The following is a 22880-nucleotide window of genomic DNA, read 5'->3' as shown; positions in this document are numbered from 1 at the left end:
AGGAGAACTCCGATGAAACTCATAGTATTTGGTGCCACTGGCGATGTCGGTTCTCGCGTCGTAACGGAAGCGCTTGCTCGCGGGCATCTCGTAACCGCAGCTATTCGAAACGAGGCAGCGATTGCCAAGCTGCCCGAGGGCGTCAGACCGGTCATCGCGGATGCGACAGATCCCGCAACCCTCGTTGCAGCCATGGAGTCGCAGGACCTTGCGATCAGCGCGTTGCGCTCTCCGCCCGGGCGCGAAGGCGAGATCGTGGCTCTGACGCGTTCGATCCTAAATGCTGCATCACGCACGGGTCTTCGGGTGATCATCGTTGGCGGCGCCGCGCGGCTACATCTGCCAAACGGCAGTCCGCATACGGTTTTGTCAGATCCGGATTTCTTGCCGGACAACATCGTTCCGACAGCCCGTGCATCGATGGCGCAATGGGAACTCTGTGCCTTTGAAACATCGGCAAATTGGACTTATGCCAGCCCTCCAGCCCTTTTGCAGCCCGGCCCACGCCTGGGCGCGTTCAGAACCGGTACCGACACGCTGCTGGTCGATGAACTGGGCAAATCGGAGATATCGATGGAAGACTTTGCCGTTGCGCTGGTAGACGAGGCACAATCAGCTAATTTCCCGAGGGCTGCGTTCACGGTCGGTTACTAGCACTCGTTCAAAAACGCCGGGGAAAGGCAGACCGGCCAGCCGGGCAGCAGGCCGGGCTGGGACCAGCGGGGGCAGGTCACATCAAGTAAACCGTTTCACCGGTTTCAATTGCCTGTTGTGCCGCTTGCCCCATCCTGACAGCCCAGAGGCCGTCCTTCAAACTTACATCCGGTTTTGCCTTTTCGCCCCGGAGCACGGACAGGAACCCTTTGTGCTGATAGTAGGTCGACCCATTGTGATCCCCTGCCGCCAAAAGGGTAGGGTCCACCGGAACGTCCATTGATACCGGACCTTTTGGATTGCGCGGGCTCAGGATCACCTGCGGCAGCGGCGGGGCTCCCAAATGATCGGGCCAGAATCGTCCGGGTCCGGGAACAAACGCCTCGATTTTGGCGTCCGGTCCTACGGCCGATATTTCTTCTTGATAGCGTGAGCCTTCGGCAAACATGCAAAGTTCCAACATCGCGCGCGCACCCGAAGCAAAGTCGACCAGAACATAGCCGTGATCCAGAATATCCGGGGTTTGACCGTCGTAACTCTCGTCCAGATGGTTCACCGCCTGCCCGCCGCTTGCTGTGATACGCACAGGATCGGATTGCAATATCAGACGCATCAGGTCGAAGAAATGGCAGCATTTCTCGACGAAAGTACCACCGGTATTTCGGTTGAACCGGTTCCAGTTACCGACCTTGTCCAGGAAGGGAAAACGATGCTCGCGGATCGACAGCATCTTCACCCCACCTGTCGCCTCAGCCTTCCCGATCAAAGCAGCAATAGGGGGCATGTACCGGTATTCCATCGCGACCCAAATCGGGCAGGGGTAGTCGCGCTGCAACTGGTCGAGCCGGGGCGTGTCCTGCGGGTCGGTGAACAATGGTTTTTCTACCAAAAGCGGCAGAGGGCGTGTTTCAGCAATTTCGCAGATCTGGTCCACATGAAGATGGTTCGGGCTGACAATGACGACGCAGTCCAGTGCCTCTACCGCCAGAAGCTCTTGCACGGAACCTGCCATGGTTGCAGTTGGCGCAATTGCCTTGGCGGCTTTTGCCATCTCCTGATCGGGTTCAAAGATCGCAGCCACACTGGTACCTTCCAGCAATCCGATATTGTGCAGGTGCTCTTGCCCCATCATTCCGCATCCAATCAGCCCGTAATTGATGGTCCGGGTCATGTGCGTTTCCTTTTACTTCAGACGTTGTACGTAGTTGGCCCGATCCGGGTCGAACCAGGTTTTTGAGAATTCGACGGGTTCGGCGCTTTCTGACCAGCTGAACCGCTCGATGTAACCGACCGATTGGCCCGCTGGCTTGGTGAAGTCAGAAGGTGTCCAGTACGGTAGAGGCCGGACCGAAACCCTGTCTTCGGCTCTTGTGATCCAAAAACCCAACTGGCGCTGATAATATCGATAGAGCGAGTCGGACAGCAGGCTCTGGTCGATCAGGCCCGCTGATTCGTCCAGCCAGATTTCTTCGACAGCGATGATTGTATCATTCAGGTAGCGCATCCGCCGGACACGCGAACCGGCGTCAGAAGCACCGAATTTCGGCAGATCGATCGGCTTTTTCAGATGGTCAACCGACAGGATATCCGCACGAGGCAGGCCACCCCCTTCGGGCAGTTCCAGCCTGAACATCGCATAGACGCTGTTTTGTGTACCGGTCTCGCGGATGTAGTTGCCCGAGCCTTGGATGCGCTCCAACATCCCCTTTTTTTCTAGCTCAGAGAGCGATTTTCGCAGCGTTCCAACCGAGACATTCAACTCTGAGGCCATCTCGCGCTCGGGCGGCAGGCGCTCACCATCAATAAGACGACCAGCCGCGATGTCACGGATCAGAAGTTCTGCGATCTGAATATATACCGGCAGGGCATTGGGGTTTCGGTTGGATACAGGCAAGGCGGGCGCTTCACTCGGTCGCAGGAAAATTGATACACTATTGATCTACATCAAAGCGATTGCTACGCAAGAGGAAAGTCAAAGATGTACGGAGCGTGAATCAAATGAGCATCGTCCCCATCACATCCCCCGATCTGGATGCGGCCGAAGTTTCGTGGTTCGCTGCGCTATGTTCCGATGATTACCAGTTCCTTGGCGTTCCCGATGGTGACCTGCGGTCGAGTTGGGAGCATTGCTCGAACATTGTGAAAGAGGCCGAAGCGCAGGGTTTTCGCAACATCCTCTGCCCGTCCTCCTATCAGGTGGGTCAAGACACGCTGAGCTTTGTCGCCGGCTGCGCCCCGATCACCGACCGGATCAACCTGCTGGCCGCCGTGCGCTGTGGCGAGATGCAGCCGATCATGCTGGCCCGCACCATCGCAACGCTGGATCACATGCTTAAGGGGCGGTTGACGGTCAACATCATCTCATCCGACTTTCCCGGTGAGAAAGCCGACAGCGCGTTCCGCTATCAACGCTCGCGCGAAGTGGTGGAGATTCTGAAACAGGCCTGGACGCAGGATGAGATCAATCATGAAGGCCAGGTCTATAACTTCTCGGGCCTGACCACCGACCCGGCCAAGCCCTATCAGACAGGCGGGCCGCTGCTTTATTTCGGCGGCTATTCTCCCTCTGCCTTGGACCTGTGCGGCGAGCATTGCGATGTCTATCTGATGTGGCCCGAAACCAAGGAACAACTGGCTGAACGGATGAAGGCTGTTCACGCCGTCGCTGAAAGCTACGACCGCACGCTGGATTACGGGTTGCGTGTCCATATGATCGTTCGCGATACCGAGGCTGAGGCGCAGGAATACGCGGATTACATCGTCTCGAAGCTGGACGACGAATATGGTCGCGCCATCCGCGAACGGGCGCTGGATTCGACCTCGCTGGGTGTGGCGCATCAGGCCAGAAACCGCGATCTGGCGGATGAATACGGCTATGTCGAGCCCGGTCTCTGGACAGGTGTTGGCCGCGCGCGTTCGGGCTGTGGGGCGGCGCTGGTCGGATCGACCGATCAGGTCATGACCAAGATCGAGGAATACCAGAAGATGGGCATTCGCGCTTTCATCTTCTCGGGCTACCCGCATCTGGACGAAGCCCGCCATTTCGGCGCCCGCGTGTTGCCGAACCTGAAAACCTGTTCCCTTCCCAAAGCTTACGGAAGCGTTCCCAAATCGACCCCGGCCACACCGCTGGGCAACGGAGAACGCCGCTGATGCAACGTGTGAAACTATCTGACTCGCTGGAGATGAGCCGCCTTGTCTATGGCATGTGGCGGTTGGGCGATGACAGTGACACGTCCGTGGGTCATGTCGAGGCCAAGATTCAGACCTGTCTGGATCAGGGCATCACCACCTTCGATCAGGCCGACATCTATGGCGGCTACCAGGCCGAGGCCGTGCTGGGTGCCGCCCTACGCGCCAATCCAAGCCTGCGTCAGAAGATGGAGATTGTCACCAAATGTGACATCGTCGCGCCGGTTGGCCGGTACGCGGATGCGAAAGTAAAATACTACGACACCTCGCGCGCCCATATCCTGAAGTCCATCGACACGTCGCTGTCGGAAATGGCGATTGACCACATCGATCTGCTGCTGATCCACCGCCCGGATCCCATGATGGACCACCATGAAACCGGAGCCGCTCTGGATGAGGTTGTCGCCAATGGCAAGGTCGGCGCGGTGGGCGTGTCTAATTTCCGCCCGTGGGATTGGTCGTTGCTGCAATCGGCGATGAAAACGCAGTTGGTCACCAACCAGATCGAAATTTCTCTGGGTCAGATCGGCCCTTTCACCAACGGTGATCTGGCGTTTCACCAACAGCACGGCCATCCGTTGATGGCATGGTCGCCGCTGGGTGGAGGCCTGTTGATGGCCGGAAACCCGCCGGTTGGGGTCGTTGCCGATGAAATCGCAGCCGGGTTCGGCGTGGATCGCGCCGCCGTCGCAGTGGCGTTCCTTTTGGCCCACCCGGCCAACATCCTGCCGGTTTTGGGCACCAACAATCTTGACCGGATCAAACGTGCCTCGGACGCATTGAAAGTCAATCTGGATCGCGAAAGCTGGTTCCGCCTGTATGAGGCGGCACTGGGGCATGAGGTACCATGATGAACGCAATCTCAAGGGACATGACACGCACCTTCATTCCGCATAAGGACGACACACGTACCCTGCGCGACGCCTTCGGTCGCTTTGCAACCGGCGTCACAATCGTCACCTGCGACAGCGCGGACGGGCCGGTCTGCATCACCGCCAACAGCTTTTCGTCGCTCTCGCTTGACCCACCGCTGATCATGTGGGCCGGAGACCGAAATTCGCGTCGCTTCCCCTATTTCCAAAAGGCGCGCCATTTCAGCGTGCATGTGCTGTCTTCGGACCAGGCCGAGCTGTGCTTCGGCTGCTCGAAAGACGCCTTTGCCCTGCGCGGTATCGATCATGAGCGGTGCACGAACGGAACGCCGCTGCTGTCGGATTGCCTGGCGCGGTTCGAATGCGAACAACATGCGTATCACGATGCGGGCGATCACGTTATTGTCGTAGGAAAAGTTCTTAAGGTCAGCATGGCGGATGGAGACGCGCTGACCTTTTACGCCGGGAAACTCGGCCAATTCGCGAAAACCTAAACGCGATCTGACGACCGTGGGACAAACCCGCGGCTGAACAAGGGAGGATCCGCATGGGCGGACTGGCATCGGCGTTAGCGCCGATTGCATTCGTGAACGAAACCGCGCTGCGTCTGGGCCGCGCGGTTGGTGTCGTTGCGATTGCACTCATGGTGATCGCAATCCTGATACAGGTGTTCTTCCGATATGTTCTGGGCAACGCGCTGCCCTGGCCGGATGAGGCCGCGCGCTTTTGCATGTTGTGGATGACCGGCCTGATGGCCCCCACCGCCTTTCGGCGCGGCGGATTTGTGGCCATCGACATGCTGGAACGGTTTCTGCCGCGCCTCATCGGGCAAACGCTCAACCTGTTTCTGCTGCTGATCTCGCTGGCCGTGCTGCTGGTGGCGGTCAACATCGGCTGGTCCGAGGTCACCGGCTTTGGCGGCAAGTTCGCCACTGCCGCGCTGTATCTGCCCACTTCTTTCGGGTTCGACGAATGGTATCGCATTCCGCGCAGTTGGATGATGGCATCGCTGCTGGTGGGGATCATCCTGCTGATCTCGGTGAATATCGAGCTGATCCTACGATCCTTCATCACCTTGCTGGGCGGCGGCCACCTGTTGCCTGAAATTCCTGATGCGGCAGTGGGGGCCGAATAAATGCTGATCTGGTTCCTGCCCACCTTCCTGATTTTCCTGCTGATCGGCCTGCCGGTCTTTTTCGCTTTGCTGGCGGCGCCCGGAATCCTGCTGTGGCTGAACGGCCAGACGAACGACATCACCCTGCTTTATCGCAATGTCTATAACGGGATGGACAGCTTCCCTCTGATGGCGATCCCCTTCTTCATGCTGGCCGGCGAGCTCATGAATCGAGGCGGCATCACCATCCGTCTTGTCGAGTTTTCCCAGGCTCTGATGGGCCATCTGCGCGGTGGTCTGGCGCATGTGAACGTGCTGAGTTCGATCCTGTTTGCGGGCCTCTCGGGGTCCGCCGTGGCGGACACCTCGGCGCTTGGGTCGATGCTCATCCCGGCGATGGAGAAACAGGGCTATACCCGGAAATTCGCCGCCGCGATCACGGCGGCGAGTTCGGTGATCGGGCCGATCATTCCGCCCTCGGGCATCATGATCATCTATGCCTATGTGATGGGCGAAAGCGTGGCCGCGTTGTTCCTTGCGGGTATCGTTCCGGGCGTGTTGGTCGGTGTCGGTCTGATGCTGATGATCAAACTGATGGCCGACCGCTATGACTTCCCCGTCGCCAGCCGCAAATACACATGGCCCGAGCGGCGTCAGGCCAGTTTGAAAGCCTTCTTCCCACTTATGACACCGGTCATCATTCTGGGCGGTATTCTGGGTGGTATCTTCACCCCGACCGAAGCGGCCGCTGTTGCCGTGGGCTATGCCTTCATCATCGGCTTCTTCGTCCTGCGAACATTGACATGGAAAGAGGTCCCCGAGGTGCTCAGCAATGCAGGCATGACCTCAGCCGTTGTTCTTCTGCTAGTCGGCGCGGCGATGGCGTTCAAAACGGTTGTCAGCCTCAGCCATGCGCCGGAACAACTGGCCTCGCTGATCCTCAGCCTGTCGGAAAACCCGCTGATCCTTCTGTTCTTGATCAACCTGCTACTGTTCATCGTCGGCATGTTCCTGGACGCAGGCCCCGCGATCATCATCCTTGGACCAATCCTCGGCCCGATCTTCACCAGCCTCGGCGTCGACCCGATCCATTTCGCCATCATCATGAGCGTCAATCTGACCGTCGGCCTTGCCACGCCCCCCATGGGGCTGGTCCTGTTCGTGGCCGCTGCCGTCTCGCGGGAACGGGTCGAGACAATCGCCAAGGCGATCCTGCCGTTTCTGGCGGTCGAAATCATCGTGATCTTTCTGATCACCTACATCCCCGCACTATCAATGACGATCCCGAGGATAACGGGATTTGCAAACTGACTGAGTATCACAGGGAGGAAACGCATGCTCGGAAACTTCATCAAAACAGCGGCGATTGCCACATCGCTTGTGGCCGCGTCTGCAGTCGCGGCGACGGCTGCGGACTATACGCTGCGCGCCACAGCCAATTCGAACGAAAATGACGAGGATTACGACGGTCTGATCGTTTTCAAGAACTATGTCGAGGCGGCGTCGAACGGCGCGATCGAGGTCGAACTGTTCATTGGCACACAGCTCTGCTCGAACGGGGCAGAATGCCTGCAAGGCGTGGCGGATGGCACCATCGATATCTATATCTCCACCTCGGGCGGGGCTTCGGGCATCTTTCCTTACGTGCAGGTTCTGGACCTGCCCTATCTGATGGCTGATGACCGGATCGCCGAACATGTTCTGTCGGGCGATTTCACCCGCACCATGCGCGACATGGCGCTTGAGGACTCGGGCGGCGCAATCCGTCTGATGACCATCGGTAACACCGGCGGCTGGCGCAACTTTGCCAACACACAGCGCCGCATTGCCGAACCTGCGGATATGGAAGGTCTGAAAATCCGCACTGTCGTTGCCGACCTGCCGCAGGAACTGGTCAAAGCACTGGGCGCGTCACCTACACCGATCCCGTGGCCGGAACTCTTCACCAGCTTCCAGACCGGCGTTGTCGAGGGGTCCAAAAACGGCATCACCGACATCATGGGCATGAAATTCCCGGATGCGGGTCTGCAATATGTCACGCTGGACGGCCACGCCTATATGGGCGCATTGTGGTGGATGAACAACGCCAAGTTCCAGGAGATGCCCGAGGATCTACGCCGCGTCGTGGTCGACGGGTTCTATGCCCTGCAACAGGCCACTTTCGCCTCCCCCAAGCGCAAGTCGATTCAGGCCTATGAGGATTTTGTGGCCGGTGGCGGAGACCTCTACGTGCTGACACCCGACCAGAAGGCTGCGTTCAAAGAGGCCGCAACGCCAGTCTATGATTGGTTCCAGTCCAACGTTGCGCGTGGCGATGAGATCTTTGCTGCACTGACCGAGGCGGTCGCGGCGGCAGAGGCGGACGTCAACGCCGCTCGCGATGCGGATCTGAAGTAAACGGTTGGGCCGGGCTTTGCGGCCCGGCCCTTATCGAAACGGGTACATCCACCCTTTGTAGTCGTTGACCAGAACATGCGCCTTTTCGATTTGCTCCGGCGACATTTTCTTGACCACTTCCTCAAGGCTGATCGCCGCATCGGGATCACCTCCAATGGCGCTGAGCGTGTACCACATGTAGGCTCGCACCAGATCGGGCGCAGGCATGCCCAGACCCAATTCATAATACCAGCCAACGCCCGACTGCGCCCCCGGATGCCCCTTCATCGAGGCGCGCAGATACCATTCAAAGGCCCGTTCGTAATCCCGCTCGACCCCCAAACCCACCCCATACATCACGCCGATCAATTCTTCAGCCTCGGCGTTGCCCGAGCGCGCGGCTGGAAGAAGTTCTTCGCGCGCGGCTGCAAACTGTCCGGCTTCCATCATATCGCGCGCTTGTTCCAGTTCAGCCAGAGCCGGAGAAGCAAAAACGCAAAGGGCAAAAACAAGCTGGCGCATGGGATGGTTGCCTTCTTCTGGGTCGGGGCCGCTGTGGCACAGGATTTGCCGCGCCCGCTGACCGATGATGACTTTATCCCCTTTGATATGAAACAGGCCGCCATCGGTCATCAACTGTTTTACGACCCGATCCTGTCAGGCAACCGCAACATCACCTGCGCCCATTGTCACCATCCGGACTTTGGCACTTCGGACGGGTTGTCGCTGGGCATAGGAGAAGGCGGGCAGGGGTTGGGGCCGGACCGCACACCCGGCACCGGGGCTGACAGAATACGCAAACGCATCCCTCGCAACTCTCCGGGCCTGTGGAATCTTGGGGCCAAGGACATGCACACCGTTTTTCACGACGGCAGGCTGAGCATTTCCGACGTCTACGGCAACGGCTTCAATTCCCCGGCGCAGGAGTGGCTGCCCGAGGGCCTGAATTCCCTGCTGGCGGCGCAGGCTCTGTTTCCCATGACCTCACAATTCGAGATGGCGGGCAATGTGGCTGAAAATGAGGTCACGGGCGCGGTGCATGATCGTATCGACAAGGGCTGGCCCATTCTGGCGAAACGCGTCCGCACCGATCCGCGCTATGGTCCGGCCATCGTCGCCGCCTTTGATGAGGTTGAGACGACCGAGGACATCACGATCACCCAAGTCGCCAACGCTCTGGCCGCTTTCATGGCGATCGAGTGGCGTAGCACCGACAGCCCGTTTGACCACTATCTTGCCGGTGGCACGAAGGCCCTTTCACCGGCACAAATCGAGGGGATGAAGCTGTTTTACGGCAAAGCTCGCTGCTCTTTTTGCCACGCCGGGCCGCTCATGTCAGATCAGAGGTTCCATGCACTGGGCTTGCCACCCTTTGGGCCGGGTCGCACTCGGCAGTGGGATCCCTTCGTCCGGGATGTGGGCCGCATGGGTGAAAGCAACCGCCTTGAGGATGCCTACAGGTTCCGCACCCCGATGCTCCGCAACGTTGCCCTGACCGCGCCTTACGGTCACAATGGCGCCTTCCCCGATCTTGAAAGCGTCGTTCGCCATCATTTGGATCCGCAGGCAAGCCTGGACAAATGGACCCCACAAATGGCTGCCTTACCCGAGGTACCATGGTTGCAAGAAACGGATTTCCTGGTTTGGCAGGACCACTATGAAATGGAACGTCAACGCAAAAAAATTGACATTGATCCGATCCAGCTTGCGGAATTGGAAATACAAAACCTGATTGCTTTTCTGCATTCGTTGACGGGTCGCAGTGTAGACTCGCCGATATTCGGTGTGCCGAAAGGGTTTACTCCTTAGCCATCCCCCACATCGTCAAGCTACAGCCAGAGAACCGGATCATTTCTCTCTGCCAGGATGATCAGATTGGATTGTCCCGTGAATTGCAGTTTGCTAACTTCGTGCACGCGCTGGGGAGGGCGTGCATACCTTAATGTTGGACTATTCGCATAACGCGTGGCTCGTGGCGGCCTCATTGGCCGTGGCGTTGATGGCAGGGTTTACCGGCCTTTATCTGACACATGGAGCGTCCAAACTCGACAACCAGAAGCGAAAGTTCGTTGTTGCGCTTGCAGCAGTTGTTCTGGGCGGGGGCATCTGGTCGATGCACTTTGTTGCAATGCTGGGATTGCAGCTTCCGATCCTGTTCTACTATGACGCGCTGGTTACCCTGATTTCAGCTCTGGTCGCCATTCTGATGGTTGGTTTGGCGTTGTTGCTTTTGCATTTCCGTCCCAGAACCATGCCAACCATTGTGGGGGCCGGTGTAATCGTCGGATTGGGCATCGTGGTCATGCACTATGTCGGAATGACGGGGATGGAGCTGTGCCGACCGGTCTATGATGCGCTTGACGTGGTAATTGCGACCCTCGCCTCGGTTGTGCTGTCCGTGCTTGCAATCTGGGTTGCTTATGACAACCGGACACAGCGCAATATCCTGCTTGGAACCGTCTGTTTTGGTTTGGCGGTGTTTACCATGCATTTCGTGGCGACCGGCCTGACCGATTTTGTTGCCAGTGACAATGCCAGCGGGGCCGGGCCTGCGCTGAACAATCAGGTTCTGGCCATGGGCGTTACCATTGCGGTTTTCCTGATCTGCGGGGCGTTCCTTCTGACGGGTGTCACTTTCCTTGGGTTCAACGATGAGGTTGCAGTTTCACCCGACACGTCCGGGCCGGAACCCAATGCACCGGTTCAAATGCGGGCCGGTATTCCTTTCGAGCGCGAGGGGCAAACCTTCTTCAGTGAATCCGGTAAGATCGCGGCCATTCGCGCCGAGGGGCACTATACCGTTCTTTATATTGGGGCCGAGAAGCTTTTTTGTCCTTGGTCGATTACCGAAGCGGAAAGCCGCTTGAAACCGGAAGGATTCCTGAGGGCGCATCGCAGTTATCTGGTAAACCCAAAACATGTCACGGGTTTCGAACGACACAAGGATAACGGTACCTGCTATTTCGACGGAGTGGACGCGTTGACGAAAGTACCAGTCAGCCGATCCCGTATGACCGACGTCCGAAAGGCTCTGGGTCTCTGATCGCAACTCGTGCAGTTAATTCGCATTTCGTGAAACAAGCCACGCACCCCGTTTCCGCCTGCTGGAACGGCTGATCCCGTCGTCTTTTCCTTGCCACAGGGCCCCCAAGGCATTTCGTCCGGACCCAGGGAGGAAAAACATGATACCAGCCGGTTTTGAGTATCACCGGCCAGGCGATATCGCTTCGGCCATAGACATTCTACAGGAACACGGAGATGAAGCGCGCGTGATCGCGGGTGGGCACAGCCTGATCCCGATGATGAAACTGCGCATGGCCGAGATGGGCCATCTGGTCGATTTGCAGGCAATCGACGAATTGAAGGGCATCGAGATCGGGGTTGACACGGTCACACTCGGCGCGATGGTGACCCAGCACGAATTGATCACCCATGGCGGTCTGGCCTCGGCCATTCCTTTGCTTCGCGAGGCCGCGTTGCAGATTGCAGATCCCCAAGTGCGATATATGGGCACTGTTGGTGGGAATGTTGCCAATGGTGATCCGGGCAATGACATGCCGGGATTGATGCAGTGCCTGGACGCGACGTTTGAATTGTCTGGCCCTGACGGAACCCGCAGCGTGGCGGCGCGAGATTTCTACGAGGCCGCCTATTTCACCGCGCGCGAGGATGAAGAAATCCTGACCCGGATTTCTATTCCGGTGCCGGGTGCGGGTGTCGGGCAGGCGTATGAAAAGCAGAAGCGCAAGATCGGCGACTATGCGACGGCCGCTGCCGCGGTGATGGTTGGCAACGGTCAGGCATCCGTCGCGATGACCAATCTGGCGGATACGCCCATCTGGTCCGAAAACGCAAGCAATGCGCTGGCTGAAGGGGACGTCAGCGGCTGCGTGGCTGCGATGCTCGACGCGATTGACCCTGTGGCCGACAATCGCGGGCCCGTCGAATTCAAGAAACACGTGGCCGCCGTGATGCTGCGCCGCGCCATCGACCGTGCGCAAAGCCGCGCGGTTTGAGGAGGGGAACACATGTCGAAAATGCACGTCAAACTCACCGTGAACGGCAAACAGGTCGAAGGTCTGGCCGAGCCGCGCACGCTGCTGATCCACTTCCTGCGGGAAGATCTGAAAATCACCGGCCCTCATATCGGCTGTGAAACCAGCCATTGCGGGGCCTGCACTGTGGATATCGATGGCAAATCGGTCAAATCCTGCACCACCTTCGTGGCACAGGTGAACGGGGCCGATGTCACCACCGTCGAGGGGCTAACCAATGACGATGGCAGCCTTGGTGTGTTGCAAGAGATGTTCCGCGAACATCACGGGCTGCAATGCGGTTTCTGCACGCCGGGCATGATCACCCGCGCGCATCGCTTGTTGCAGGAAAATCCGAACCCGACCGAGGAAGAAATCCGCTTTGGTATGGCGGGCAACCTGTGCCGCTGCACCGGGTATCAGAACATCGTCAAGGCGATCTCGGCCTCGGCTGACATGCTGAATGCTCAACAGCCCTCAAGTAGCGAAGCGGTAGGGCAAACAAAAGTGGAGGCCGCGGAATGAACGATCAAACCATGACCCCCGAAGAACGCGCCGCCAACCTCAAAGGAATGGGCTGCGCCCGTAAACGCGTCGAGGATGTGCGCTTTACCCAAGGCAAGGGCAATTATGTCGATGACATCAAGCTAGACGGCATGCTGTTCGGCGCGTTCGTCCGTTCGCCTTATGCCCACGCCCGCGTCGTCAATGTCGACAAGGACGCCGCGCTGGCCGTGCCCGGTGTGGTTGCCGTGTTGACCGCCGAGGATCTGGCGCCGCTGGGTCTGCATTGGATGCCGACACTGGCGGGTGACAAGCAAATGGTGCTGGCTGATGGCAAGGTTCTGTTCCAGGGCCAGGAAGTTGCCTATGTCGTCGCTGAAAACCGGTACATCGCAGCGGATGCGGCAGAGCTGGTTGAAGTTGAGTACGAAGAGCTACCTGTTCTGACGGACCCCTTCGAAGCGCTGAAATCAGACGTTGTCCTGCGCGAAGACCTTGCGGGTCAGACCGAAGGCGCCCACGGGCCGCGTAAACATCACAACCACATCTTCACCTGGGAGCAGGGTGACAAGGACGCGACAGAGGCTGTTCTGGGAGAGGCCGATGTCGTGGCCGAAGAGATGATCTATTACCATCGGACCCACCCATGCCCGTTGGAGACCTGCGGCTGTGTAGCCTCGATGGATAAGGTGACCGGCAAGTTGACGCTGTATGGCACCTTCCAGGCCCCCCACGCGATCCGAACCGTTGTTTCGCTGATCTCTGGCCTCGCCGAACACAATATCCGGGTGATCAGCCCTGATATAGGTGGTGGTTTTGGCAACAAGGTTGGCGCTTATGCAGGCTATGTCTGCTCGGTTGTCGCCTCGATTGTCACCGGCCAGCCGGTGAAATGGGTCGAGAACCGGATGGAAAATCTGATGTCCACCGCGTTTGCTCGGGATTACTGGATGCAGGGCAAGATCGCCGCGACCAAAGACGGCAAAATCACCGGTCTGTGGTGTCATACGACGGCGGATCATGGTGGATTTGACGCCTGTGCCGACCCGACCAAGTTCCCGGCGGGGTTCATGAACATCTGCACCGGGTCGTATGACATCCCCACCGCCTATCTGGCCGTGGATGGGGTCTATACCAACAAGGCACCGGGCGGTGTCGCTTATCGTTGCTCATTCCGGGTGACCGAGGCTGCCTATTTCATCGAACGGATGATCGAGGTTCTGGCCATCAAACTGAATATGGACGCGTCCGAGCTGCGCCGGATCAACTTTATTCGCAAAGATCAGTTCCCGTATCAGTCAGCGCTGGGATGGGAGTATGACTCAGGCGATTATCACACCGCTTGGGACAAGGCGCTGAAGACCGTGGACTACGAAGGTCTGCGGGCGGAACAGGCGCAACGGATCGAGGACTTCAAAGCCGGAAAGACCCGCAAACTGCTGGGCATCGGCCTGACGCATTTCACCGAAATCGTCGGGGCCGGACCGGTCAAGAACTGCGATATCCTTGGGTTGGGCATGTTTGACAGCTGCGAAATCCGCATTCACCCGACCGGGTCGGCCATCGCGCGGCTGGGGACGATCAGTCAGGGTCAAGGCCATGCCACAACTTTCGCCCAGATCATCGCCAGTGAGATTGGCCTTCCTGCCGATGACATCACGTTGGAGGAAGGTGACACCGATACAGCGCCTTATGGGCTGGGGACATATGGGTCTCGGTCGACGCCTGTCGCCGGTGCGGCAACGGCAATGGCTGCGCGCAAAATCCGCGCCAAGGCGCAGATGATCGCGGCTTACTTGCTGGAGGTCCATGATGACGACGTCGAATGGGATGTGGACAGGTTCTCAGTCAAAGGCGCGCCAGAGCGATTCAAGACGATGAAGGAAATCGCCTTCGCCGCCTATAATCAGGCGATCCCGGGGCTGGAGCCGGGTCTGGAGGCGGTCAGCTACTATGATCCGCCGAACATGACCTATCCGTTCGGGGCCTATATCTGCGTCATGGAGATCGACGTGGATACAGGTGAATGGGACGTCCGGCAGTTCTATGCGCTGGACGATTGCGGAACCCGGATCAACCCGATGATCATCGAAGGGCAGGTCCATGGGGGCGTGACCGAAGCGCTGGCCATCGCGATGGGTCAGGAAATCGCTTATGATGAGATGGGCAACGTGAAGACCGGTACGTTGATGGACTTCTTCCTGCCCACGGCATGGGAGACGCCCAACTACACCACCGATCACACTGTGACGCCGTCACCACATCACCCGATCGGTGCCAAAGGTGTGGGTGAGAGCCCGAATGTCGGCGGTGTGCCTGCGTTTTCAAACGCGGTGCATGATGCGTTTCGGCCATTTGGATTGGTGCAAAGCCACATGCCGCATGACCATTGGCGCATCTGGAAGATTGCCAACGGGTTGGGGATGCACGGGTAGTCGGTTTCGAACCGGCTGTCGCCGGTCCGACCGAACGGAGGGGGTTCTACCCCCTCCGAACCTCCCCCGGGATATTTTTAGCCAGATGAAGATTGGATCCTGGTTTTGACTTTGAGCGATGTGCAGAATGGATTGGCCATGCAGGGCTATGTTGCCGACGACCGGTTGGCGATGGCGTTGCACCTGGCGCAGACACTTGGGCGTCCGCTGCTGTTGGAAGGCCCGGCAGGGGTCGGAAAGACCGAAGTCGCGAAGGCGTTGGCAGCACAGCGCGCCGCGCGATTGATCCGGTTGCAATGCTATGAAGGGCTGGACGCGAGCCATGCGATTTACGAATGGAACTACCAGCGGCAGTTGCTGGCTATTCGTGCAAGCGAGGCACAGGGCGGCACCTGCGAAACGCAGCTATTTTCCGATGATTACCTGTTGAAGCGACCATTGTTGGAAGCGATCAGCGAAGAAGACCCGCCTGTTCTGCTGATCGATGAAATCGACCGCGCGGATGAGGAGTTTGAGGCCTACCTTCTCGAGATTTTGTCGGACTTTCAGATCACCATCCCGGAACTCGGCACCATCAAGGCGCGGTCGCGGCCCATTGTGATCCTGACGGCGAATGGGACCCGGGACCTTTCAGAAGCGCTGCGGCGTCGGTGCCTGTACAGCTTCCTCGACTACCCATCGCGTGATAGGGAAATGGCAATCCTGAAAGCCCGTATGCCCGAAGTCGAAGGGTTGCTGGCGCGCCAGATCATTGGCGTTGTGCAGGCATTGCGCAAAGAAGATCTGGAGAAAACTCCCGGTATTGCCGAAATGCTGGACTGGGCGGCCGCCCTTTCGGGGCTGGGCGTCAACGACATGGCGCAGTCCCGCGACGAGGTTCAGGCCACGCTTGTCTGTCTACTTAAAACCGCAGCCGACTATGACGCAGCTCCATCCGAAGTGATGGACCGCCTTATCGGAAAGGTGGCGTGATGCAGGTGACACGCTTCCCCTCTCGCGCGTCAGGTTTGGCGGATCGTATGTCCGGCTTCATCGCGCATTTGCGTATGAACGGATTGCGCGTCGGGCCTGCCGAGACGGGGGACGCATTGGCTGCGCTGGCGGCGGTTGATGCAACGGATGTCAGACGGGCCCAGCAGGCACTTTGCGTGTTGCTGGCCGGCGACGCCGACGATTGGCGTCGGTTTGATGACCTGTTCGAAGCCTATTGGTTCAACACCGGCAAGCAACGCACAGGAACCGCCCAAACCGCGCATGTGCGGGTTCAATCCGCCAGGCCGATGATCTGGCAACAGGAAAGCCAGGATGCGCGGGCTTCCGAGGCCGGCAAGGATCAGGCCGCCGCACCTGATACCGGAGATGGGGAGGCCGCGGGGAGAGACGGGAAGCTTATCGCAACCCGTACGGCGAACCTGTCGCGCCGGGATTTGCGCGAATTGATGGACGAAGACGCCCTGAGGCAGGCCGAGCAAGCCGCAACGGCTTTAGCGCGCGCTATTCGCGACCGGCGTTCGCGCAGGCGCAAAAAGGCGCTGCGCGGCCCGGCTTTGGATATGCGTCGGATACTACGCGCCAGCCTCGCAAGAGGTGGGGAGCCCATGGATCTGTACTGCCGCGCCCGCCCACCTCGCCCGATGCGAATCGTGGCCTTGTGTGACGTCAGCGGTTCGATGACGATCTATTCACGGGTTTTTCTGGCCTTTCTCAAGGGGCTGATCGGCAGTGGAACAGAGGCGGACGCCTATCTTTTCCACACCCGCCTGATGCGCGTTACGGATGTGCTGCGCGACCATGACTCGTTGCGCGCGGCGGGGCGGCTGTCGCTTATGGCCGAAGGATTCGGAGGCGGCACGGATATCTCGGGCAGCCTTGAGCATTTCCTGAACGGATACGGCGCGCGGGCTTTGAACGGGCGGACCATCGTGCTGATCCTGTCGGACGGGTATTGCAGTTCCGACCCTCAGGCCCTGGGGGATGCTTTGTCCCGGATACGGCGAAAGGCGCGGCGGATCGTTTGGCTGAACCCGCTGAAAGGCTGGCGCGATTATCAGCCCATCGCAGCGGCGATGCAGGCGGCTGAACCCCATCTGGACGCGCATCTGCCGGCCAACACGCTGGAAGCGTTGGCGGCATTGGAATCCGAATTCCGAAAACTGTGAAAGGACAACACCATGGCAGGTTTCGACATTTTCGACACGATTGAAGATTTGCGCAGCAAAGGCGACGCCTTTTGCGTGGCAACGGTCCTTCGTACTGCCGATGCCACCTCGGCCAAAGCTGGTGGCAAGGCGGCAATAACACAAGATGGACGGATTTTGGGCCATCTGGGCGGAGCATGCGTGCAGCGCGCCGTTCGTGCATCCGTACAAGAAGCCTTTGCGAGTGGAACTCCGAAAATGATCCGCGTGAAACCCTCGGACAAGGTGGTGGCGATGGCAGATTCCGATGGTGTTCAGACGTTCAAAAGCGGGTGCCCATCAGGCGGAACGGTCGATTTGTTGATCGAGCCATATCAACACGCGCCGCGCCTGATCATTTTTGGTGAATCTCCAATAGCCCATGCTCTCGCGTCTCATGCGGCGTTGGCCGGATTGCGCGTATGTTTGCCCGAGGGTTCCGGCAGTTCGGTGGATTCTGTCAGCTTTGATCCTGAAGATGTAACCGCACTGGGCGTCGAGCCGCGCGATTTCGTTGTAGTCGCCTCGCAGGGGCAGGGGGATGGCGCTGCGTTGAAGGCTGCCCTGGAAACTCCGGCACGCCGGGTGTCCATGGTTGCAAGCCGCCGTAAGGCGCAGGTGTTGTGCGACAGGCTGATGGCTCAGGGGTTGGCCTCTGAAAAAACCAAACGGCTCAAGTCACCGGCGGGTCTGGATATCGGTGCCATCGACCCGCATGAGATCGCACTGTCGATCCTTGCAGAAATCATCCTTTGGCGAAATGCAGGCACTTCCGAGGAGACTTCGCATGATGAAAAAATGGCGTGATTGGTTGCGCGCCTTTAGGGCGGCGCAACCCGAAATGACCCCGGAAGAAGCGACCGAGGCAGCGCTTCGCGTTTACCCCAGATGTTGTTGAGAAAAGGACCCTCAGATGGAACTGAATGACGAAATCCGTATCGCTGCTCCGCGAGATGTCGTGTATCGCGCGTTGAACGATCCGGATGTGCTACGGGAATGCATCCCCGGTTGCGAGGAATTGATACAACATTCTGCTGAGCATCTTGAGGCCAAGGTCGTATTGAAGATCGGTCCCGTCAAAGCACGCTTCAGCGGGGAAGTGACATTGGATAACTCCAATGCGCCAGATGAGTTTTCTCTGACCGGTGAAGGTAAAGGAGGTGCAGCGGGATTTGCCAAAGGTGGCGCAGATGTTTCTCTTGCTCCGGATGGGGAAGAAACGGTGCTGTCCTATACCGCGAAGGTCGAAATCGGCGGAAAGATAGCACAGCTGGGAAGCCGGTTGATCGCGGGTACGGCGAAGAAGCTCTCGGCCAAGTTTTTCGACAGGTTTGGTGAAACCGTCGCCGAGCAATTTGCCGACTAGAAGAGCTTGCCAAACACTTCCTTGGTCCTTCTGCGCATTGTGTCGTGCTCTTAAAGCGCGGTTTTGCAACTTGGATAGAAAAAGACCCGCCTGTGGCGGGCCTTTGCAGATCAATCCGGGTGTCCGGTTCAGCCGAGCTTTTCAGTCAGCCGGGTCGGTGATTGCGAGGCCCCGGCGATCATCACCGCTGCCGTTCACGCAGGTCACCGTTGGGTCCGGGAACCGGATAATTCGGACGGCCCGAAGGCCGCAACCTATCTGCCGATGCCTTTGGCGCAAGAAAGGATGGCATAATGGCGCCCCCAATTCGACAGCTGGCAGCGGGCCACCCTGAAACCGGCTTTGGGCCATCCTCACTTGTGGTTGAAGGCGATTTTACCACTTCGGACACGTCCGAAACCATCAGCAGCTTTTTCGGGAGCAAAGATGAAAAGATTTCGGTCGCTGTGTGGGTATGCGCACCCTGCCGGGAGGAAATCGATGCCTACCCGGTCGATGAAATGATGACCGTGATATCAGGTTCGGTCACATTGATCAGCTCTGACGGGGCAGCGCAGACCTTTACCGCCGGAGATACCTTTTTCATTCCCAAGGGCACCCCCTGCAACAGAGGAAACAAATAGCGACATTGCCAAGTGTTCTCCGCACCCGCGGGGATGAACCTTCTGCCGAAGAGTGGTGTTTTGAAGCCCTGGAAGCTTGAATAAGGGTCCAACGCAGTTGGCCGCACATGTCCGCAATGCGGGCTGCACGTGCTGCATTCAATCAATTTATTCAATGTCTCATTTGAGCCGTTCGTTCAAAATTGAGATTCGAACGAGCGACACGTCAGGCAACCGGGGGAAACTTCAGTTGGCAGAAAGGTAAGTAAATTGGTCAAAAGGCAAAATGTTTCTACATTTGACAGTTGATTTCATTGGTCGGAGTGAGAGGATTCGAACCTCCGGCCCCTGCCTCCCGAAGACAGTGCTCTACCAGGCTGAGCTACACTCCGACCGTGGCGGGTGATCTATACGCGGCGCGTCTGATGCGCAAGAGGATTCTGTAATGCGATCACCCGAATCTTTCGATCTCAACAACCCGAAAATATATGGCAGCGGACCAATGGGCACGGAACCCGGTGATCTGAGCGGGTCGCCGTGTTTACGGTTCGAAAAAACGAGCGTTTGCATGTTTGCGTTCTGCTGGTTGACCGGCGCGCAAGGTGTCTGCCAACCTGTTCACCCCCCGCCGGGCAGGTCGCGATTGCACCGGTGTCAAGACGTCGTCTGGTTCACAGGCTTGTTGAAAGGCAAGGGAATCGCACCCCTTTGAGGCGGAAAACCTCTGGTTTCTTTGTCCGCTTTCGCCCGCGCAGCCAACCTCATTAATTGGTTGTGAAGTGTCCCAGGCAATCACGGCAAGGGATCTGTTTTGTACAGACGAATTTTGGTTCCACCATGGTCGACGACCGGTCCTGGCGCCAGCAAAGGCAGGCGTGTGGCCCGGGCAAGCCCCGGAGCGCTGGTGATCACGCCGACCCGCCATCCCTGGAACCGGTTCATCAAGGTCTTGCCCATCGCACCATAGACCGAACGCAAGCGTCTTTCGTCACCAATCCGCGCCCCGTAGGGCGGGTTCACAATGACCAGCCCCGCGGGACCTTCGGGGGGTTTTATGTCACTGACGGAACGCTGTTGAAACCGCGTCACAGCGCCGACTTGGGCCCTTTCGGCATTGGCAGTTGCCGCGTCAACCGCGCCCGAATTGCGATCCGAGCCGTAGAAGGTAAGCGCGCATTCCGCCGTCTTCGTTTCCCTCCGCATTTCCTGCCACTGATCAGCGTCAAAGCCCACCAGGTCTTCGAATGCAAAACTGCGGGAGCGGCCGGGGCGCAGTCCCAGAGCGATCTCGGCGGCCTCGATCACGAAGGTACCCGATCCGCACATCGGGTCCAGTACGGGTTCATCGCCCGAGTAGCCACATTCTCTCAGGAACATGGCGGCCATTGTTTCGCGCATTGGGGCCTTGGCAATGGCTTCCTTGTGACCGCGTTTGTGCAACAGCTCGCCGGAACTGTCGACCGAGATCGTGCAGATGTCTTTCTCGATTCGAAGCAAGACCCGAAGGTTTGCGTCGGATGAAATCGAGGTGCCCAATGTCTCGGATATTGCCTGTTCGATCCTCTGACGAGCTGCACCGGCGTGATAAATTCTGGATTTGCGGCTGATGGCTTCCACCTTGACCGGCACATCAGGACGCAAAACGGTGCCCCAAGGGAATTTCCGGGCACGTTTGTCCAATTGGGCAAGGTGCACGGCGGGGAAACTGCCCAGTCGCACCAGAACCTTGTTGGCGCCGCGCAGTGTCAGGTTGGCACGCCAGACCTCGGGCCATGAACCCCGGCATGTCACGCCACCTGGTACAGTTCTGACCTGCGCGAATCCGTTGAATTGCGCCTCGTCACCAAGAGGCGCTTCGAGGCCCGGCGTGGCAACCAGAAAGATTTCCAAATCTGTGTCTTTTTCCATTCCGGTTGCTTACACTGGAACCTTGGTGGGCGCGATATGCAATTATACGCCATGGATTCAGAAGAAATGACCGATCAATCGCAGGATTGTGTGGTTCATCCTCAAGTTTTGGCGGTAACAGGTTTGCGTTTGTGACCTTCCCCGCGTAAAGGGTCCTTGATCGGAAATACGCCTGCGGATTTTGGACCGTTTTCGACGCTTTTGCGACGGAGGTTCGAAAAAACCGCGCTATTGCATGACCCCGAAAGGGCGTTGGCAGAGCTGGCGCAGAAAAGAGGCTTGGAAGAACGTAGCAACATGCAAACTTTCAAACTGAAAAAGGGGCTGGATCTGCCAGTGGAAGGCGCTCCTGACCAGACCATTCACCCTGGCCCCGAATACTCGACCGTAGGCGTCCTGGGCGGTGACTACATCGGCCTGAAACCCAAGATGCTGGTGCAGGAAGGCGACAGCGTTGTACGTGGCGCGCCGCTGTTCTGTCACAAGGACGCGCCTGACGCGATGATGGTCGCCCCGGTAAGTGGCAGGGTTGTCGCGATCAACCGTGGTGCCCGTCGGGTGCTGCAAAGCGTCGTGATCGAAGTGACCGACGCCAATGACGCCGGTGTGGACTTCTCGGGTATAGGGGGTGCTGACAGCGCTAAAGGTGTGACGGCCAAGCTGTGCGCCGCCGGCCTGTGGACGTCGTTCCGCACGCGTCCCTATTCGAAAATGCCGAACCCCGGCATCAAACCGGATGCGATCTTTGTCACCGCCATGGACAGTGACCCGCTGGCCGCTGACGCTGCGACGGTCATTGCCGAAGCACCCAAGGAATTTACCGCCGGTTTGGCGGCAATCAGCACACTGACCGAGGGCAAAACCTATCTTTGCCAGAAAGAGGGTGACACGATACCCGGCGCAGATGTCGCCGGTGTCGAAACTGCATCTTTCGCAGGCCCGCACCCATCGGGGTTGGCCGGAACGCATATTCACTTCCTCGAACCCCTAGCAGGCGACAAGCAGGTCTGGACCATCGGGTATCAGGATGTCATCGCCATTGGCCGCCTGATGCTGACCGGCCATCTGGATCCGAATGTCGTGATTGCCCTGACGGGGCCGGGTGCGCGCCAACCGCGTTTGATCCGTACCGTGATGGGCGCATCAACTGATGATCTGACCCGCGACGAAGCCAATGTGGACGGCACGCCCCGTATCATTTCGGGTTCGATCCTGTCGGGCCGGCACGCTGAAGGCCCGACCGCCTATCTGGGCCGGTTCGCGCGCCAGATCAGCATCATCCGTGAAGATCCCGATCAAATCCCGTTGGGCTGGATTCGTCCAATGCCGTCGAAATACGCGGTCCAGCCTGTATTGGGTTCGGCATTTGCAAAAAAGCTGTATGCCTTCACATCCAACCTGAACGGCGGTCGTCGTGCCATGGTGCCCACAGGTGTTTTCGAAGAGCTGATGCCGCAGGACTATCTGCCCACTCAGTTGCTGCGGGCGCTGCTGGTAATGGATACGGACACTGCCCAGGCCTTGGGTGCGCTGGAGCTGGACGAAGAAGATCTGGGCCTTGTGGGCTTTGCCTGTCCGGCGAAATATGAATACGGGCTGGCGCTGCGCGACTGCCTGACCAAAATTGAAAAGGAGGGCTGAGCCGA

The 22880-nt window shown here is 58.4% G+C and carries 22 protein-coding genes and 1 tRNA gene; 18 read left to right on the top strand and 5 right to left on the bottom strand.

Translation table 11 applies throughout. From position 1 onward, the window contains the following. Window positions 1–12 precede the first annotated feature (12 nt). The gene (locus AC2FNN_RS08555) at window positions 13–654 is read left to right on the top strand and encodes an NAD(P)-dependent oxidoreductase (protein WP_496757906.1); all 642 of its coding nucleotides are present in this window, start codon (window positions 13–15) and stop codon (window positions 652–654) included. Between the two features lie 76 nt (window positions 655–730). Here the strand turns inward: AC2FNN_RS08555 and AC2FNN_RS08550 are convergent, their stop codons facing one another. Both AC2FNN_RS08550 and AC2FNN_RS08545 read right to left on the bottom strand, forming a co-directional pair. After that, on the bottom strand, window positions 731–1825 hold the full coding sequence (locus AC2FNN_RS08550; protein WP_496757904.1) for a Gfo/Idh/MocA family protein: 1095 nt from the start codon (window positions 1823–1825) through the stop codon (window positions 731–733). Between the two features lie 12 nt (window positions 1826–1837). Continuing rightward, window positions 1838–2548, bottom strand: a complete 711-nt coding sequence (locus AC2FNN_RS08545) for a GntR family transcriptional regulator (RefSeq protein ID WP_496757902.1) — start codon at window positions 2546–2548, stop codon at window positions 1838–1840. A gap of 104 nt (window positions 2549–2652) precedes the next feature. Between AC2FNN_RS08545 and AC2FNN_RS08540 the strand changes: the two genes are divergently transcribed. Genes AC2FNN_RS08540 through AC2FNN_RS08515 form a run of 6 tightly spaced genes read left to right on the top strand, consistent with a single transcriptional unit; the run spans window position 2653 to window position 8229 of the window. Then, the gene (locus AC2FNN_RS08540) at window positions 2653–3807 is read left to right on the top strand and encodes an LLM class flavin-dependent oxidoreductase (RefSeq protein ID WP_496757900.1); all 1155 of its coding nucleotides are present in this window, start codon (window positions 2653–2655) and stop codon (window positions 3805–3807) included. Further along, the gene (locus AC2FNN_RS08535; RefSeq protein WP_496757899.1) at window positions 3807–4697 is read left to right on the top strand and encodes an aldo/keto reductase; all 891 of its coding nucleotides are present in this window, start codon (window positions 3807–3809) and stop codon (window positions 4695–4697) included. Before AC2FNN_RS08540 ends, AC2FNN_RS08535 begins: the two co-directional genes overlap by 1 nt. Next, window positions 4697–5212, top strand: a complete 516-nt coding sequence (locus tag AC2FNN_RS08530) for a flavin reductase family protein (protein ID WP_496757898.1) — start codon at window positions 4697–4699, stop codon at window positions 5210–5212. Before AC2FNN_RS08535 ends, AC2FNN_RS08530 begins: the two co-directional genes overlap by 1 nt. Window positions 5213–5265: 53 nt before the next feature. Continuing rightward, window positions 5266–5853, top strand: a complete 588-nt coding sequence (locus AC2FNN_RS08525; RefSeq protein WP_496757896.1) for a TRAP transporter small permease — start codon at window positions 5266–5268, stop codon at window positions 5851–5853. Then, a complete protein-coding gene (locus AC2FNN_RS08520) occupies window positions 5854–7143 on the top strand; it encodes a TRAP transporter large permease (protein WP_496757894.1) in 1290 nt (429 codons plus the stop codon). A gap of 24 nt (window positions 7144–7167) precedes the next feature. Then, on the top strand, window positions 7168–8229 hold the full coding sequence (locus AC2FNN_RS08515; RefSeq protein WP_496757893.1) for a TRAP transporter substrate-binding protein: 1062 nt from the start codon (window positions 7168–7170) through the stop codon (window positions 8227–8229). A 30-nt stretch (window positions 8230–8259) separates the two neighbouring features. On the opposite strand, the gene AC2FNN_RS08510 is transcribed toward AC2FNN_RS08515, so the two are convergent. After that, window positions 8260–8730 carry a tetratricopeptide repeat protein gene (locus tag AC2FNN_RS08510; protein WP_496757892.1) on the bottom strand — a complete coding sequence of 157 codons (471 nt, stop codon included), beginning with the start codon at window positions 8728–8730 and terminating at the stop codon, window positions 8260–8262. Between the two features lie 3 nt (window positions 8731–8733). On the opposite strand from AC2FNN_RS08510, the gene AC2FNN_RS08505 reads away from it, so the two are divergent. The 10 genes from AC2FNN_RS08505 to AC2FNN_RS08460 all read left to right on the top strand — a co-directional run bounded on the left by AC2FNN_RS08505 (window position 8734) and on the right by AC2FNN_RS08460 (window position 19347). Next, complete coding sequence (locus AC2FNN_RS08505) at window positions 8734–10017, top strand: cytochrome-c peroxidase (protein ID WP_496757890.1); 1284 nt, start codon at window positions 8734–8736, stop codon at window positions 10015–10017. A gap of 133 nt (window positions 10018–10150) precedes the next feature. Next, entirely contained in the window at window positions 10151–11251 is a 1101-nt protein-coding gene (locus AC2FNN_RS08500; RefSeq protein WP_496757889.1) for an MHYT domain-containing protein, read from the top strand. Between the two features lie 139 nt (window positions 11252–11390). Continuing rightward, complete coding sequence (locus AC2FNN_RS08495) at window positions 11391–12224, top strand: FAD binding domain-containing protein (protein ID WP_496757888.1); 834 nt, start codon at window positions 11391–11393, stop codon at window positions 12222–12224. A 12-nt stretch (window positions 12225–12236) separates the two neighbouring features. Then, entirely contained in the window at window positions 12237–12767 is a 531-nt protein-coding gene (locus AC2FNN_RS08490; protein WP_496757887.1) for a (2Fe-2S)-binding protein, read from the top strand. After that, window positions 12764–15181 (top strand): aerobic carbon-monoxide dehydrogenase large subunit, encoded by a 2418-nt coding sequence (locus AC2FNN_RS08485; RefSeq protein WP_496757886.1) that lies wholly within the window; start codon window positions 12764–12766, stop codon window positions 15179–15181. Before AC2FNN_RS08490 ends, AC2FNN_RS08485 begins: the two co-directional genes overlap by 4 nt. A gap of 138 nt (window positions 15182–15319) precedes the next feature. Next, window positions 15320–16153 (top strand): AAA family ATPase, encoded by an 834-nt coding sequence (locus tag AC2FNN_RS08480; protein ID WP_496757921.1) that lies wholly within the window; start codon window positions 15320–15322, stop codon window positions 16151–16153. Next, the gene (locus AC2FNN_RS08475) at window positions 16153–17340 is read left to right on the top strand and encodes a vWA domain-containing protein (protein ID WP_496757885.1); all 1188 of its coding nucleotides are present in this window, start codon (window positions 16153–16155) and stop codon (window positions 17338–17340) included. The genes AC2FNN_RS08480 and AC2FNN_RS08475 overlap by 1 nt, the downstream gene beginning before the upstream one ends. 12 nt (window positions 17341–17352) lie before the next feature. Then, entirely contained in the window at window positions 17353–18165 is an 813-nt protein-coding gene (locus AC2FNN_RS08470; protein WP_496757883.1) for an XdhC family protein, read from the top strand. Window positions 18166–18271: 106 nt separating this feature from the next. Next, the gene (locus AC2FNN_RS08465) at window positions 18272–18724 is read left to right on the top strand and encodes an SRPBCC family protein (protein WP_496757882.1); all 453 of its coding nucleotides are present in this window, start codon (window positions 18272–18274) and stop codon (window positions 18722–18724) included. Between the two features lie 293 nt (window positions 18725–19017). Then, on the top strand, window positions 19018–19347 hold the full coding sequence (locus tag AC2FNN_RS08460) for a cupin domain-containing protein (protein ID WP_496757880.1): 330 nt from the start codon (window positions 19018–19020) through the stop codon (window positions 19345–19347). A 294-nt stretch (window positions 19348–19641) separates the two neighbouring features. Here the strand turns inward: AC2FNN_RS08460 and AC2FNN_RS08455 are convergent. Beyond that, window positions 19642–19718, bottom strand: a tRNA-Pro gene (locus tag AC2FNN_RS08455). Window positions 19719–20118: 400 nt separating this feature from the next. Beyond that, window positions 20119–21234 (bottom strand): THUMP domain-containing class I SAM-dependent RNA methyltransferase, encoded by a 1116-nt coding sequence (locus tag AC2FNN_RS08450; RefSeq protein ID WP_496757878.1) that lies wholly within the window; start codon window positions 21232–21234, stop codon window positions 20119–20121. A 297-nt stretch (window positions 21235–21531) separates the two neighbouring features. Here AC2FNN_RS08450 and AC2FNN_RS08445 point away from each other — a divergent pair, with 297 nt between their 5' ends. Next, window positions 21532–22875, top strand: a complete 1344-nt coding sequence (locus AC2FNN_RS08445; protein ID WP_496757877.1) for a Na(+)-translocating NADH-quinone reductase subunit A — start codon at window positions 21532–21534, stop codon at window positions 22873–22875. The last annotated feature ends 5 nt before the right edge of the window (window positions 22876–22880 follow it).

The organism is Ruegeria sp. BHSA118 (assembly GCF_059613405.1).
This window is presented reverse-complemented; position numbering and strand designations above follow the sequence as displayed.

What these genes read in the sequence shown, in the direction of transcription:
- AC2FNN_RS08555 (WP_496757906.1), top strand. Translation starts at nt 13, where the DNA reads ATGAAACTCATAGTATTTGGTGCCACTGGCGATGTCGGTTCTCGCGTC.
- AC2FNN_RS08550 (WP_496757904.1), bottom strand. Translation starts at nt 1,825, where the DNA reads ATGACCCGGACCATCAATTACGGGCTGATTGGATGCGGAATGATGGGG.
- AC2FNN_RS08540 (WP_496757900.1), top strand. Translation starts at nt 2,653, where the DNA reads ATGAGCATCGTCCCCATCACATCCCCCGATCTGGATGCGGCCGAAGTT.
- AC2FNN_RS08535 (WP_496757899.1), top strand. Translation starts at nt 3,807, where the DNA reads ATGCAACGTGTGAAACTATCTGACTCGCTGGAGATGAGCCGCCTTGTC.
- AC2FNN_RS08530 (WP_496757898.1), top strand. Translation starts at nt 4,697, where the DNA reads ATGAACGCAATCTCAAGGGACATGACACGCACCTTCATTCCGCATAAG.
- AC2FNN_RS08525 (WP_496757896.1), top strand. Translation starts at nt 5,266, where the DNA reads ATGGGCGGACTGGCATCGGCGTTAGCGCCGATTGCATTCGTGAACGAA.
- AC2FNN_RS08520 (WP_496757894.1), top strand. Translation starts at nt 5,854, where the DNA reads ATGCTGATCTGGTTCCTGCCCACCTTCCTGATTTTCCTGCTGATCGGC.
- AC2FNN_RS08515 (WP_496757893.1), top strand. Translation starts at nt 7,168, where the DNA reads ATGCTCGGAAACTTCATCAAAACAGCGGCGATTGCCACATCGCTTGTG.
- AC2FNN_RS08510 (WP_496757892.1), bottom strand. Translation starts at nt 8,730, where the DNA reads ATGCGCCAGCTTGTTTTTGCCCTTTGCGTTTTTGCTTCTCCGGCTCTG.
- AC2FNN_RS08505 (WP_496757890.1), top strand. Translation starts at nt 8,734, where the DNA reads ATGGTTGCCTTCTTCTGGGTCGGGGCCGCTGTGGCACAGGATTTGCCG.
- AC2FNN_RS08500 (WP_496757889.1), top strand. Translation starts at nt 10,151, where the DNA reads ATGTTGGACTATTCGCATAACGCGTGGCTCGTGGCGGCCTCATTGGCC.
- AC2FNN_RS08495 (WP_496757888.1), top strand. Translation starts at nt 11,391, where the DNA reads ATGATACCAGCCGGTTTTGAGTATCACCGGCCAGGCGATATCGCTTCG.
- AC2FNN_RS08490 (WP_496757887.1), top strand. Translation starts at nt 12,237, where the DNA reads ATGTCGAAAATGCACGTCAAACTCACCGTGAACGGCAAACAGGTCGAA.
- AC2FNN_RS08485 (WP_496757886.1), top strand. Translation starts at nt 12,764, where the DNA reads ATGAACGATCAAACCATGACCCCCGAAGAACGCGCCGCCAACCTCAAA.
- AC2FNN_RS08480 (WP_496757921.1), top strand. Translation starts at nt 15,320, where the DNA reads ATGCAGGGCTATGTTGCCGACGACCGGTTGGCGATGGCGTTGCACCTG.
- AC2FNN_RS08475 (WP_496757885.1), top strand. Translation starts at nt 16,153, where the DNA reads ATGCAGGTGACACGCTTCCCCTCTCGCGCGTCAGGTTTGGCGGATCGT.
- AC2FNN_RS08470 (WP_496757883.1), top strand. Translation starts at nt 17,353, where the DNA reads ATGGCAGGTTTCGACATTTTCGACACGATTGAAGATTTGCGCAGCAAA.
- AC2FNN_RS08465 (WP_496757882.1), top strand. Translation starts at nt 18,272, where the DNA reads ATGGAACTGAATGACGAAATCCGTATCGCTGCTCCGCGAGATGTCGTG.
- AC2FNN_RS08460 (WP_496757880.1), top strand. Translation starts at nt 19,018, where the DNA reads ATGGCGCCCCCAATTCGACAGCTGGCAGCGGGCCACCCTGAAACCGGC.
- AC2FNN_RS08450 (WP_496757878.1), bottom strand. Translation starts at nt 21,234, where the DNA reads ATGGAAAAAGACACAGATTTGGAAATCTTTCTGGTTGCCACGCCGGGC.
- AC2FNN_RS08445 (WP_496757877.1), top strand. Translation starts at nt 21,532, where the DNA reads ATGCAAACTTTCAAACTGAAAAAGGGGCTGGATCTGCCAGTGGAAGGC.